General features: G+C 64.3%; 11 protein-coding genes. 4 read left to right on the top strand and 7 right to left on the bottom strand.

Annotation, left to right across the window (positions count from 1 at the left end; genetic code table 11):
• Positions 1-105: 105 nt before the first annotated feature.
• The 4 genes from HDIA_RS07195 to HDIA_RS07180 all read left to right on the top strand — a co-directional run bounded on the left by HDIA_RS07195 (position 106) and on the right by HDIA_RS07180 (position 3,793).
• A complete protein-coding gene (locus tag HDIA_RS07195) occupies positions 106-651 on the top strand; it encodes a gluconokinase (RefSeq protein WP_215905863.1) in 546 nt (181 codons plus the stop codon).
• A gap of 58 nt (positions 652-709) precedes the next feature.
• Positions 710-1,738 (top strand): TRAP transporter substrate-binding protein, encoded by a 1,029-nt coding sequence (locus tag HDIA_RS07190; protein ID WP_099555549.1) that lies wholly within the window; start codon positions 710-712, stop codon positions 1,736-1,738.
• Positions 1,739-1,895: 157 nt separating this feature from the next.
• The gene (locus HDIA_RS07185) at positions 1,896-2,468 is read left to right on the top strand and encodes a TRAP transporter small permease subunit (protein WP_099555548.1); all 573 of its coding nucleotides are present in this window, start codon (positions 1,896-1,898) and stop codon (positions 2,466-2,468) included.
• On the top strand, positions 2,468-3,793 hold the full coding sequence (locus HDIA_RS07180) for a TRAP transporter large permease (protein WP_099555547.1): 1,326 nt from the start codon (positions 2,468-2,470) through the stop codon (positions 3,791-3,793). The genes HDIA_RS07185 and HDIA_RS07180 overlap by 1 nt, the downstream gene beginning before the upstream one ends.
• A gap of 22 nt (positions 3,794-3,815) precedes the next feature.
• On the opposite strand, the gene HDIA_RS07175 is transcribed toward HDIA_RS07180, so the two are convergent.
• The 7 genes from HDIA_RS07175 to HDIA_RS07145 all read right to left on the bottom strand — a co-directional run bounded on the left by HDIA_RS07175 (position 3,816) and on the right by HDIA_RS07145 (position 13,740).
• Positions 3,816-5,831, bottom strand: a complete 2,016-nt coding sequence (locus HDIA_RS07175; RefSeq protein ID WP_099555546.1) for a bifunctional DedA family/phosphatase PAP2 family protein — start codon at positions 5,829-5,831, stop codon at positions 3,816-3,818.
• Positions 5,832-5,936: 105 nt separating this feature from the next.
• Positions 5,937-8,492: a cation-translocating P-type ATPase gene (locus tag HDIA_RS07170; protein WP_099558757.1), complete on the bottom strand. Its 2,556-nt coding sequence runs from the start codon at positions 8,490-8,492 to the stop codon at positions 5,937-5,939.
• A 309-nt stretch (positions 8,493-8,801) separates the two neighbouring features.
• A complete protein-coding gene (gene tsaA / locus HDIA_RS07165) occupies positions 8,802-9,293 on the bottom strand; it encodes a tRNA (N6-threonylcarbamoyladenosine(37)-N6)-methyltransferase TrmO (protein WP_099555545.1) in 492 nt (163 codons plus the stop codon).
• 195 nt (positions 9,294-9,488) lie between these two features.
• Positions 9,489-10,412, bottom strand: a complete 924-nt coding sequence (locus tag HDIA_RS07160; protein WP_099555544.1) for a s-adenosyl-l-methionine--l-methionine S-methyltransferase — start codon at positions 10,410-10,412, stop codon at positions 9,489-9,491.
• Between the two features lie 71 nt (positions 10,413-10,483).
• Positions 10,484-11,782 carry a diaminopimelate decarboxylase gene (locus HDIA_RS07155; protein WP_197708109.1) on the bottom strand — a complete coding sequence of 433 codons (1,299 nt, stop codon included), beginning with the start codon at positions 11,780-11,782 and terminating at the stop codon, positions 10,484-10,486.
• Positions 11,775-12,032, bottom strand: a complete 258-nt coding sequence (locus HDIA_RS07150) for a sulfurtransferase TusA family protein (RefSeq protein ID WP_099555542.1) — start codon at positions 12,030-12,032, stop codon at positions 11,775-11,777. The genes HDIA_RS07155 and HDIA_RS07150 overlap by 8 nt, the downstream gene beginning before the upstream one ends.
• Before the next feature lie 289 nt (positions 12,033-12,321).
• Positions 12,322-13,740, bottom strand: a complete 1,419-nt coding sequence (locus HDIA_RS07145; RefSeq protein WP_197708108.1) for an aminotransferase — start codon at positions 13,738-13,740, stop codon at positions 12,322-12,324.
• Positions 13,741-13,921: the final 181 nt, after the last annotated feature.

Below are 13,921 nucleotides of genomic sequence, written 5' to 3'. Positions count from 1 at the left end.
TCGTTTCCTCTTATTATTCAATGTGTAGAGAATTTCTATAGCAGGAAATTTGACAGGTCGCAGAAAAATGCCATATGACAGCGCTAACATTTCGGAGGAAAGATCGTGGCGAGCGAGGTTTCGTCGGTCCTGGTGATGGGGGTTTGCGGCGTCGGCAAGACGACGCTGGCGCAGTCGATCGCCGATGCGCTCCATTGCGGCGTCGTCGAGGCGGACGATTTTCATCCCAAGCAGAATGTCGATGCCATGCGCGCCGGCCAGCCGCTCAACGACGACATGCGCTGGAGTTGGCTCGATGCCCTCGGCAACGTCGTCGCCGGCACCATGGAAGCCGATCCGTCCCGCCCCGTCGTCTTCGCCTGCTCGGCCCTGAAGCGGAGCTATCGCGAACGGCTGCGCGAGAAGCTCGGCCGCTTCGCCATCGTGCATCTCACCGGCTCGCCCGACCTGATCCACGAGCGCATGACGGGCCGCAAGGACCACTTCATGCCGACGAGCCTGCTGGCCAGCCAGCTTGCCGATCTGGAGCCGCCGACCGAGGACGAGGCGCCGCTGATCCGGATCGATGTCGGGCAGACGCAACAGGAGATGACGGCCGAGGCCATTTCATTTGTCACCCCACTGATCGGGAACGGTGACGAAAGACGCTGAGCGAGGAGGTCGCTCAGCGGGACGAATGTTTCAGTCTTTGACAATGGGAGGAAAGAGCATGTTGAAGTCTTTTGCTAAAGTGACGCTTGCCGCCGTGGCCACCGTGGCGATCGCCGGCCCCGTCTGGGCCGCCGACTATTCGTTCAAGTTCCAGTCGAGCGACCCGGCCGGCAATCCGAATTTCGAGCTGCAGCAGGGCTGGGCCAAGTCGGTCGCCGAGAAGACCGGCGGCAAGGTCGAGATCGAACTGCTGCCCGTCGGCAGCATCGTCGAGCATCAGGAAACCCAGGACGCCATCGCCGCCGGAATCCTCGACGGCCATATCACCGACACGTCCTATTTCGCCGGCAAGGACGCCGCCTTCGGCCTCATCGCCAATCCGGTCGGCGCCTGGTCCGATCCGCAGCAGATGTTCGACTTCATGGAGAAGGGCGGCGGCAACGAGCTCATGAACTCGCTGCTCGAGCCCTATGGCCTGCACTTCATCGGTGCGACCACGCCGGGCCTGGAATCCCTCGTCTCCAAGGTGCCGCTCGACGGCGTTGCCGACCTCAAGGGCCTCAAGATGCGTGCGCCGGAAGGCCTCGTGCAGCAGGTCTTCGCCGCCGCAGGCGCCGCGCCGGTCAACCTGCCCGGTTCGGAAGTCTTCACCTCGCTCGACAAAGGCGTGATCGACGCGGCCGACTACACCGTCTTTTCGACCAACCAGGCCCAGGGCCTCAACGACATCGCCCCAAACCCGGTCTATCCGGGCTTCCACTCGATGCCGCTCGTCGAAATCTCGATGAACAAGCAGAAGTGGGACGAGCTGCCGGACGACATCAAGACGACCCTCACCGAAAGCGTTCACGACTTCGCCCTGCATGAAGTCGAGGTGCTTTCCGAGAAGGACAAGGAGGCCGTGAAGCAGGCCGAGGCCGGCGGCAAGATCCACATCCACAACTGGTCGGACGAGGAACGCGCCAAGTTCCGCAAGATCGCGATCGGCCAGTGGGAAAAGGTCGCCGAAAAGTCGGCCAACGCCAAGAAGGTCTACGACGTGCTGGTCGCCTATCTGCAGGACAACGGGCTCGTCAATCTGGACTGACCAAACCAACAAGACCAAGGGAATGCAGCCAAGGCATCGGGCCGAAACGCCGGAACCGGTTTTCGGCCCGATGCTCCGACCAACGTTCGGGGCGGGATGAACGGTCGCCTGATCTCATCCCGCTTCAGGCCGCATTTCTCATATGTGGGAGGACAACATGGCGCTGCCGGAAGGTGAGTTCGAAATGCCGCGCGAGGAGCGGTATGCGATCCCGGAAGCAGGCTGGCTCGGCAAGGCGATCGACAAGGGCGGACTGATCTTCGCCCTCGGACTCCTCGCCGCAATGCTGATCCTGATCCAGGAAGTGGTGCTGCGCTATGTCTTCAACGCGCCGACGATCTGGGCGCACGAGACGACCGTCTTCCTGTGCGCGCTCGCCTTCGTCTACGGCGGGCTCTACTGCACCGCCCGCGACAGCCATATCCGCGTCGTCCTGATCTACGATGCCGTGAGCCCAACCGTGCGCCGGGGGCTGGACGTGATCATCTCGATCATCTCGGCGATTGCTTCCGCCTTCTTCGCGTGGGCGTCGTGGGAACTCGTCAAGCGCGCCATCTTCCGCCCTGACGGCTCCATTCACCTGGAAACCTCGGGCAGCGCCTGGGACCCGCCCTTCCCTGCCCTTCTCAAGCTCTTCCTGCTGGCTGTCATGGCCGTGATGACGGTGCAGTTCGTGATCCTTGCGATCAATCACGCCCGCCGGGCCGTTGCGAAGCGGGAGGCGCGCTGATGCACGCCCTCGACTTTCTCTTCAATCTGAAATCGCTCGGCGTCGAACTCGGCACACTGGTGATGTTCGGCCTGATGCTGGCGCTTCTGGTGCTCGGCATCCCGCTTGCCTTCGTCACGCTGCTCGTCGCCCTCATCTTCGCGGTCGGCTGGTTCGGCCCGATGGCCGTGCCGCTGATCACCAGCCGCGTCTATTCCTTCGTCTCGTCCTTCGTCTTCGTCTCCGTGCCGATGTTCGTGCTGATGGCGGCGATCCTCGACCGGTCCGGCATCGCCCGAGACCTCTTCGACGCGATGCGCCTGATCGGCGGACGGCTGCGCGGCGGCATCGCGGTGCAGACCATCTTCGTCGCCGTGATCCTCGCGGCCATGAGCGGCATCATCGGCGGCGAGATCGTGCTTCTCGGCCTCATCGCCCTGCCGCAGATGCTGCGGCTCGGCTACGACCGCAATCTCGCGATCGGCGTCATCTGCGCCGGCGGCTCGCTCGGCACCATGGTCCCGCCGTCGATCGTGCTCATCATCTACGGTCTTACCGCCAACGTCTCGATCGGCGACCTCTTCACCTCGGCCTTCATTCCCGGCTTCATGCTGGCGATGTTCTATGTCGTCTACGTGCTGATCCGCGCCTGGCTCAATCCGTCGCTTGCGCCGGTGCCGGAGCCCGACGGCATTCCCTTTGCGAAGAAGCTTTCAAAGCTCAAGGGACTGATCCTGCCGGCACTGGTCGTTTCCTTCGTGCTCGGCTCGATCTACGGCGGCATCGCCTCGGTGACCGAGGCCTCGGCGGTCGGCGTTGCCGGCGTGATCCTCTCCACCGTGGTGCGCGGCGAGTTCTCCTTGCGGCTCCTCCGTGATGCCGCTCTCCAGACGCTCTCGACCTGCGGCATGATCGTGTGGATCGGCATCGGCGCCAGCGCCCTCGTCGGCGTCTTCAACCTGATGGGCGGCATCAAGTTCGTCTCCGACCTTCTGACCGGCGTTTCTGACAATCCGACCGTCGTCCTGCTTGTGATGATGGCGATCCTCTTCGTCCTCGGCATGTTCCTCGACTGGGTCGGCATCGCGCTTTTGACCATGCCGATCTTCGTGCCGATCATCATCAAGCTCGGCTACGATCCGGTCTGGTTCGGCGTGCTCTTCGCCATGAACATGCAGGTCTCGTTCCTGTCGCCGCCCTTTGGCCCCGCCGCCTTCTATCTGAAAAGCGTCGCGCCACCGGAGATCAGCCTCGGCGACATCTTCAAGTCGCTGCTGCCCTTCATCTGCCTTCAGGTGCTGGCGGTTGCGACCCTGATCGTCTTTCCGGGCATCACGGGCCGCTGACGGAGCCTGGATCTCCCCCGCCTCAAGGCACGAACCCGAGCAGGACCGGGTTCGTGCCTTCCGGACGGCTGTGACGTTCCACCGTGATGCCGGCCTTAGCCAGCGCCGTTTCGATTGACGCAAGCATCGGCCGGTCGGCCGGCTGCATTCGCGGGATCGTCACCAATGAAAGCGGCGCGACCAACTGCTCATTGATGACGGACCCGACCCAGAGCGGGCTCTTGCGACCGTCGATGACATTGAAGTTGGCGGGCCAAAGGCGGAAGACGTGGCGCGCACCCGATGATGCCGGCTCCGGCAGGATGAGCGCCAAACCGGAAGGTTGGCCGCTGGAAAGCAGGGGGACCACGGGCAAGCCCTCAGGCGATGCGCCCGGCGTCAACCAATGCAGCGCGTTGGCGACGGTCCACGGCGGCGATGGCTGCCACCCCTCTGCCAGCAAAGCCGTTCGCAAGGGTTCAAGATCGCCGGCCCACTGGATGGTCAGCGGCTCCTCCTGCTCTCCGGTCAGGTCGGTGCGCCAGACGGCCAGATCCTGCCATCGCGTCCCCCGCCAGTCGGCCAGCGTCATCGTCGGCACGGCCGTGCGAACCGCATAGCGCTCGACGTCCCGTGCGTGATTGCGATCGACATGAAACCCACCGAAGCCGACGAGCACCAGAAGGCAGACCGCAACAAATGGCGCCGTCGGCAGCCGTTCGGCCGGGCGGCGCATGTAGAAGAGCACAAGCAGCGCCAGCCATGCCGAGCCGAACGCGAGACCGCCCGCCACATCGGAGAACCAGTGCGCGCCGAGATAAAGGCGCGAGAAGGCGATCGCGAAGGCAAAACAGGCTGCCGTAAAGGCGATCGCGATCTTCATCCGGCCCGACGCGAAGCGCGCCAGGAGAAAGGCAAGGAAGCCGTAGAGGACGAAGTTGATCGTGCTGTGCCCGCTCGGGAAGGAGAAGGCGCTCCAGCCGTTGTAGAGATCCCCGATCGGGCGGGTGCGGTGCAGGGCGACCTTGATCGCCGTGTTGAGCATCGAGGCGCCGGCAATGGCCGCCAGCCAGTAGCCCGCCGTCCGCCAGGCGCCCTTCCACAGCAGCCAGCCAAGCACCGCCAGAACCATGGCGACGACCACGCTGGTGTCGCCGAGTTCGGTGACCGCGATCATGATGGAATCGCCGGGGCCGGAGCGAAGCTCCTGAAAAATATTGTAGATGGCCTGATCGGCGTAAACGAGCGGATCGCCGGTGACGACGTCTTCCAGAATGCCGAAGAAGGTCCACGCGCCGGCCGCCAGAACGAGAATGAGAGCGGCCAACACGCGCGCGTCGCTCTGCTGCGGATCGAGCACGGCGGCGAGATAACGCGGCAGCCATCCCGGCTGCTTCTCTGCCCAGATGCGCGTATGCCCGGCACCGAGCAGGAGGACGGGCATCACATGGCGCAGGGTGAGGCGCACCACCTGCACAACCACCCATAGCCCGATGACGGTGACGACCAGCAGCAGCGCCAGCGGCTTGGCCGCTTCGCCCAGCATGCCAACCGACGTGCCGACCAGCATGCCCGACAGGACATGCACGGGCGCCCAGACGAGCGCCGAGGCGACGTTCACGGTGTAGAAGGTGGCAACGCCCATGTTGAGGACGCCGGCAAGCAAGGGAACAAAGGCCCTGACGCCGGGAATGAAGCGGGCAAGAAAGACGCTCTTGTCGCCGTGGCGGTCGAAGAAGGTTTCGCTGTGGCGCACGAGATCCGGATAGCGGCTGAAGGGCCACGCCCCGAGGACGCCGCGGTGATAGCGATGGCCCAGCCAGAACGACAAACCGTCGCCAGCGATGGCGCCGAGGACCGTGGCTGCGAGCAGCGGCCAGAAGACGAGCACGCCGCTCGGCACGAGGGCGCTCAAGGCGAGGATGGTCGCGGTTCCGGGGACGACGGCGCCGACAATCGGAATGGATTCCGAAAAGGCCAGCAGGAATGCGGCCAGATAGGCAAAGCCGGGATTCAGTCGCAGGAACTCGACGACCGACGAAATCAGGTCGCTGAACATGAGCCCTTATAATACAGGCGCGACGCTGTGCACCGCCGTTTCTTGTTCGATGCACAGCGGAAGCGGATCGGGCCGGCTGCGACAGCCGCCGATCCGCTCCGATCGTCAGAATTTCAGATACGGCCGCAGGAGCGACTTGATCAATTCGAGCGCCAGCAGAAGACCGGCAGAGACAGCGACGGAGAGCGCAAGGTCAGCCGCGGGCACGGGACCGAAGCGGAAAATGGAGCTTGCCACGGGCCAGAACAGGGACACCCCGAGCATCAGGGCAACCACGAGGATGACGGCGGCCAAGGCTGCATTCGGGCGCAGGATCGCGCGCGCCATCGACGTGCTGAAGGAGCGATTGACGAGGATGAGGCTGACGATGGCGAGGACGAGCGAGAAGAAGGTCAGCGCGCGGGCCTGTTCGGCCTGCATGCCCATCTCCAGCGAGCCGATGTAGATGGCCGCGACGACAGCGAAAGCAACGCCGCCCTGAAGCAGGCTCCAGCCGATCAGTTGCCAGGAAAACAGCGACGCGTCCGGGCGGCGCGGCGGGCGCTTCATGACATCGTGCTCCTCGACCTCCGCCTCGAAGACCAGGGAACAGACGGGATCGATGATCATCTCGATGAAGGCGATATGGATCGGCCAGAAGATGATGGGCGAGCCCGTCAGCAGCGGCAGCAGCGCAAGGCCCGCAATCGGCACGTGAACGGCGACGATGAAGCCCATGGCCTTGCGGATGTTGTCGTAGATCCGGCGCCCCAGCCGCACGGCGGCGACGATCGATCCGAAATCATCGTTCAGGAGAACGATCGCGGATGCCTCGCGGGCCACGTCCGTGCCCCTCGCCCCCATCGCGACGCCGATATGGGCGGCCTTCAGCGACGGGGCATCGTTGACGCCATCGCCGGTCATCGCGACGATCTCGCCGTCGGCCTTCAGCGCCTGGACGATCCTCAGTTTCTGCTCCGGCATGATCCGGGCAAAGACGCTGGCCGTTCGCGCCAACGCCCGCAGTTCCTCGTCGGAGACCCTGGCGATGTCCTCGCCGGTCAGGACGCCGTCGATCAGCAGTCCGGCCTCTTCGGCGATGGCGCGGGCGGTGACGGGATAATCCCCCGTGATCATCACGACGCGGATGCCTGCCGCCCGGCATTCGGCGATGGCGGCGGGCACATGGGCGCGCAAGGGATCCGACAATCCGACGAGGCCGAGAAACTCAAAGTCGAAGGCGTCCTGCGTCTCGGGAAGGTCTTCATGCGGGACAACGGCCCGGGCGACGCCGAGAACGCGCAGGCCCTTTTCCGCCATCGCAGCAATGGATTGCCGCATCGCCGCCATGGCTGTTTCATCGAGACGGCAGAGCCCCGCGATGGCCTCCGGCGCGCCCTTCGCGGCAGCGATGAACGTTCCATCCCCGGCCGGCCAGACCATCGTCATCGCCAGCAGATCCTGGCTCAGCGCATAGTTTCGGGCCGGCTGCCCGCCGCGCGGCGCCACGCCAGCGTAGGCAAAATCGCCGGCGAAGGCGTGAAGGGCCTTTTCCATCGGATCGAACGGCTCTGGCGTGCTGGCCATGGCCGCGACCTCGGCCAGGTCCGCAAAACCAGCCGCCGGGATGGCCCCTTCCCCTGCCCGGGCCGGCGCATGGACCTCGCCCGACGCGAGCCTGACCTCGGCGACGGTCATCCGGTTTTCCGTCAGCGTGCCGGTCTTGTCGGTGCACAGAACCGTGGCGGCGCCGAGGGTTTCGATCGAGGCGGCGCGGCGCGTCAGGACGCCGGCCCTCGAGATCCGCCAGGCGCCCATCGCCATGAAGACGGCGAGCACCATCGGGAACTCCTCCGGCAGCATGGACATGCCGATAGCGATGCCCGCCAGCAGCGCATCGAGCCATCCGCCGCGCAGGATGCCGTACATCAGGACGGTGGCGAGGCTGATCAGGGCGGCGCCGACGGCAGAGAGCCCGACCAGACGCGCCGTCTCCAGCTTCAGACGCGGCGGCTCGGTGTCGAGCGCGCTGAGCCGCTGGCCGATCCTGCCGATCTGGCTTTGAACCCCTGTCGCGACGACTTCCGCAAGCCCCGTCCCCCGCACGATCATCGAGCCGGAAAAGGCAAAGGGAAGATCGTCACCTCCCGGCTGCAGGGGCGGTAGATCTCCGTCGTTCTTCAAAGCCTTGCGGACCGGCACGGATTCGCCCGTCAGAAGCGACTCGTCCGCTTCCAGGTTCTGTGCCTCGACGAGACGGCAATCGGCGGGGACACGGTCGCCTTCGGAGAGCACGACGAGATCACCCCGGACAACCTCGCGCCCGGCGATGACAATCCTGTCTCCGTCCCGGATCACCGTCGCCCTCGGACTGGTCAGATCGCGCAGCGCTTCGAGGACGCGTTCCGTTCTCGCCTCCTGGACAACGGTGATGACGATCGAAAGCCCGGCAAAGGCGAGAAGGATCAGCGCCTCCTTGAGATCGCCGAGGACGAGGTAGATCAATCCGGCGCCGAGAAGCAGCAGGAGCATCGGCTCCTTCAGGACTTCGAAGACGATCCGCAGCGGCGAGCGCGAGGCCGTGCTTGGCAGTTCGTTGTAACCTTCGGCGGCAAGCCGCGCCCGGGCCTCATCCGCCGAAAGACCCTGAATGGGACTGTCAGATACTGCCGCCTCGGTCATGTCGCGCATCTCTCCGGCTTCGATCCACCCGCCTGATCAGCCTGTCTTAACAAAGAGCAGCAGATCGACAGCGATCTCGATCAAAGATCGTCGAAAAAAGAGGGGGTGCGGCGGACATCGCGCCTTTTCCGTCGCCGAAATGGCGGCGATCAAAGTCGACAGCACGGCGCTGACCACGGCGAGCGCGATACCTTCACCGGTAGCCGGGCCGGGCTGGAGATGCGGGTGGCCGCGAATAGTCGTTGAGCATGAGGAACGCCGACGCCATTGGCGCTGCGCGAAAGGCCCGGCTGACTTACCTTCGGCGTCTCAGGCGGTATCAAAATCGCCGGACTGCGGCAGAGCGATGGGCACGAAGATCGACCGATCCGGCTTGATATCCAGCAGCGGCGTGCCGTCGAGGCAGTCGAGCCCCTGCACGGTCAGAATATTGCCCTCGACGCTCACCAGACGCGCGATCGATGTGCCGATGGGATTGGGACGCACCGGCGTTCTGAGAGCGAAGGTTCCGCGAACCGTCCTGTCGTTCGCCGGGCTTTGCCGCACGAGGTCGCGGCGGGATTCGTGCAGCCAGTAGAGCACTTCCAGCGTCTCGTATTTCGAAATGCCATCGAGCGCGGCCACCCAGGGTTCGAACACCTCGATGGTGCAGAGCGGGCCGTCCTGCCGGCCCTGACGGGGACATTCGAGCCGTGACGTCCACGGCGTCGAAATCCGTCCGATGAAGACCAGCCCGGCATCCGTGGCTTCCGGCGGCTCGACGGCAACCTCGCCGTCGCGAATTTCGTTGAGACGCACCATGTCGAACCCTGCTTCCTTCGTGACCGCATGAGACGGACCAGCGCCGTCACGTCGGCCTGCCGGCGTCCAAGGGTCGTTCCCAGACAACAACAAGCCGACCTGACGATCAGATAAGGCGTCCCATGAGTTCGCGGCAAGGCAGTTGCCGGACAATTGCGACAGGGTCCATCGCGCAACCTGGGTTTGAGGCGTTTCTCACGCCCCGGTCGGCCGTCCCCGGATCACGCAGACTTCGTGGAAGAGGGGCGTATCGGGGTTCTCATCCAGAAGCGCCTGCGCAGCACAGGCGGATAGGTGCTGCTCGCCCTTCCCGTCGGCATAGAATTCGCAAACGAATTCCTCTTCCTGCTTGGTGCCCTGCAGCGCCTTTTCCAGAACGACGAAGAAGGAGATGTCCGTCCGGTCGCTCTGGCGAACGATCCTCGAGGCCAGCTTCTCCGGCTCGTAACCATTCGCCCGGAAAAACTGGAACAGCACCCGGTTGCCGATCCGGCTGCCGAAATTGAGAATGATCTCGGCCTTCGGAGCGTATGCCTTCAACTGCCACAGCAGAGCCTCGTTGAGGCCGAGCCCCACGGCGTTGAACGGATACTGGTTGAAATCGATCCAAGGATAGTAGTGGGCGATGTGATCGTCCGTCCGTTCCACCGCGGCTTCGCTGCCGGGCTCCTGATGGTCGTCGCGGAAGGCGATAAAGCCCTTGTCGTTGGGGTCGGCGACCTGCGGAAGGCATCCGACCACCACATCCGCGCCGGCCACCGCCGCCCGCGCCTCGTCGGAATCCACCAGACTGACGGAGCCCTCGATTGCCAGGAACCGGTCGCCGAACTCGGGGACCGTGTCATTCACGAGTTGCCGGGCAACGGACGCAAGACGCGGGTCGAGGTCGCTGCCGATGACCTTTTCCGCCCCACACTCGCCCAGCATGAAGGCGACGTTGGTCCCGGTTCCAAGGCCAACCTCGTAGACTGTCTTGCCACGCAGGCCCGCCCTCTTCAGCCCGAGCTGAAAGGTCGACGTCCACGGATCCGCCGGGTCGAAGGCGAAGCTCGGTATCTCGGACGCCGCGACGTTGGTGTCGCCATGGCCTGCCGCCGGCAAGGAGTGCGCTGGCTTCATTCTTGTTCTCCGTATGCGGTGTAACCTGGCGCGCGGGCGCGGCCCGGCAGCCCCAGGCACGCCCAAAAATCTCAATCGATCAGAAGGACTTCCTGCACGTCGGAACGCAGGCAGTGATCGGAGCGCATCGATGCCGCGTAGCCGCCAGCATTGATCAGCGCGAGGCGGTCGCCTTCCTGAAGCGCGGGCATCGTGTGGTCCTCGACCCACTTGTCGAGCGCCTCGTTGACGTTGCCGACGATCGTGTAACAACCGACCCCGCGGTTCCGGCGCACCAGGGGCACGGGCTCGCAGGGCAATCCGTAGAAGGCCGGCTCCATGGCGAGGTTGAACCCCGCATCGACGCCGACGAACACGACATCCTTGCGCTGTTCGACATAGGTGACCGTGGCAAGCAGCGCTCCGGCGTCCTTGACGATGAAATCGCCCGGCTCCACGGCGACGCGAAGGTTCCGGCCCTTGAAGGCCTTCGCGATCACGCCGGCCCAGCGGTCAAGGTCAAGCGAGCGGTCCGTCGACCGGTGCGGCACGCCGAGCCCTCCACCCATATTGACCTCCCGAAGGTCGGGCAGAGCGTCGATGAAGGTCTGCGCCGCGTTCAGGACCTCGGCCAACTGCTCCAGTTCCCGGTCGAGATAGCCGCATCCGGCATGGAAATGGATGCGCACGATCTTGAGAGAATGTGCCCTGGCGATCTCGATCGCCTCGTTCAGCCGGTCACGGTAGATGCCGAACTTGGTCGCACCCGGCCCGCTGTAGAGCAGCATGTCGTTGCCCTGATAGCCGATGCCGACGTCGGGATTGATGCGAATGCCGACCTCGCGTCCTGGGCACGCCTTGCCGAGACGATCAAGGCTTGCCAGCGAATCGAGATTGACGTTGACGTCCGGAAAGCGGGCGATCGTCTCGATGTCGGACTTGCTCAGCGACGTGCCGGTGAACGAGATATCCTCCTGCCGAAACCCGCAGGAAATGGCGCGCAGCATCTCGCCCGGCGAACAGACATCGGCGCCGCAGAGCCCCGTCGTTCGCAGATAGGACAGCAGTGCCGGCGAGCGATTGGCCTTGATGGCGTAGTAGACGCGGTGATCCAGCCCGGCGCCGTCGAGCGCGGCATGAATGCGCCGGATATTGTCCGCCACACGGGGGGCGAGGCAGACATAGGCCGGCGTTCCAAGGCCGGCGGCGAGCGCATCGAGGTCCGTTGCACCCAGATGAAGACGATCCGCCTCGTAACGGAGATCGGACCGGCGCCACCATGCGTCGCCTGATGTCTTTTTCCTGGAGGCTATATCGCCCTGCCCGGTCGGGCGGCTCGGCGGAGAGGTTTCCGCAATGCCGCCCGGAGTTGAACCGCTTTCCTCAATCATCGGACGTCCCGACGCGCGCCGGCATTTCTCGCAGCTGGGAAAGAGCGACATCCTGCTCGTCCATCATGAACCGGACATTGCTGCCGTCCGGCCCCAGCGCGTCTGAAACACTCGTATGCAGGTCGGGGTCAATGACGACACCGAAGGCGCTGTCTGCCTCCTCGTAGCAGCTCATCGCCTGCTTGACTCTGAGAACCGACAAGGCGGCTGAAAGGCCACGGCAGTCGACGACGAGGGAAGTGTTTTCCATGTCTGATCACTCCTGTCAGTCGACGCGAACCGTCATGGTCCGCGCCTCGGTTGGTCGCGTTATCAAGATTGCTCGGGCGCCTTGTGCCGACGCTTCTTCGGCTGGCATGCGAACGGCTGTCGCATGCATGGGCGGAAAGGCACGCACAGAAGGGGCCATGCCGTCCCAAAGCACGGTGAGTCCGACCGGTCGCGCTCAACGTGCTCTCAACTCATTTCCGGGCGAGGCCCCTGCCTGCAGACCTCCCGCCCCGACCATCATGCCGGGGTGCGGCATTCGAAAATCCGCGTCAGATTTCCCCTGCCCGCAGATCCTTCCCGGCGCGCTCGATCGACGCGCCAAGGATCGCCACGATGGAGTCGATGTGACGCTCCGTCACGATCAGCGGCGGCGAAAGAATGCACAGATTTTCGTAAGGCCGGACCAGAAGCCCCGCCTCCTCGCAATAGCGGTCGACCCGCTGGGCCAGCGCCATGTTGCGGGCCGTCGGGCCGGTTTCCATGCCGACCGTACATTCGACGCAGGCCATCAGATGGTCGCCGCGCACGGCGTAGACGATGGGCGAACTGCGCAGCGCCTTCAGCTTGTCGATGAAATACGGGCCGACCTTGCGGACATGGCCGCAGATATCCTCGCGTTCCATGATCTCGATGTTGGCGATGGCGGCCGCGCAGGCGACGGGATGGCCCGAATAGGTGAAGCCGTTGGAAAAGACCGGCTTGTCCTTGGGCGCGGCCTCGCTCATGGCCGCCGCGATGCGATCGGAGATCAACACGGCGCCGAGCGGCTGGTAGCCCGATGTCAGCCCCTTGGCGGTCACGATCATGTCGGGGACGATATCGAAGCGTGTCTCGGACGCGAAGAAATGGCCGAGACGCCCGAAGCCGGTCACGACCTCGTCGGAGATATAGAGGATGTCGTGCTTGCGGCAGAGGTCGAGCGTCGCCTTCTGATAGCCGGGCGGCGGAACGAGAACGCCGCCGGAGGCCATGATCGGTTCGGCGATGAAACAGGCGATCCGGTCGGCACCAACCTCGGCGATCGTTCGCTCCATGTCGTCGATCAGGTCGGCGAGAAAGGCCTCCGCCGAAACGTCGGAAATGTCCGGGTCGAAACCCGGGCTCTTCATGTGATGGACGATGTCGGTCTCGTAGTGAAAGAGCGTGCGGTCGGCGAGCTTGCCCGACAGCGAGGCGGCGAGATAGGTGCCGCCGTGATAGGCGTTGCGGCGCGAGAGGATGTGGATCTTGTCCGGACGCCCCTGGGATTTCTGATAATAGTGCGCGATGCGCACCGCCGACTCCGCGGCCGTCGATCCGCCCGTCGCGAACTGAACACGGTTGAGATCGCCCGGAGAGCGTTCGGACAGCATGGCCGCAAGCTTGGCGGCCGGCTCGCTCGATACATCGCCGAAGGGCGTGTAGTAGGCCATGCGCCGCGCCTGGTCGGCGATCGCCTCGACGAGTTCCTCACGACCGAACCCCAGCGTGACGCACCACATTCCGCCAATGGAATCAATGTAGGTCTTGCCGTTGCCGTCGACAACGTGGACGCCCTTGGCCTCGCTGATGATCAGGGATTCATGAGTTCCGAGCGACGACAGGTCGGCCCAAGGGTGAAGCACGTGTCTGGCATCGTCCGATACCGCGGAAAGCTGCGAGTCCTGGTTGGGCAGAAGCCCGGTCGTGTCCTGTGCAAGTTCAGTCAAAAGATCCGTGCCCTGTCTTGTGCTCGAGAGCTGTCGTCCCAGCCGGCGCCGAACGCCAAGCATGACTCTCCACGCGCCGAAGCGATCATGGAACAATTGACGCCCTTGAGACTCAGGCGCTTGGCGGGATTCGCGCGTCTTAATCCGTCAACACGACGTTTATCGTGACGATTCAGCGCAT

The sequence above is a fragment of the Hartmannibacter diazotrophicus genome (genome assembly GCF_900231165.1).
GTDB lineage: Bacteria > Pseudomonadota > Alphaproteobacteria > Rhizobiales > Pleomorphomonadaceae > Hartmannibacter > Hartmannibacter diazotrophicus.
Note: the sequence above shows the minus strand (reverse complement) of the source record. Positions and strands in the feature narration are given on the sequence as shown.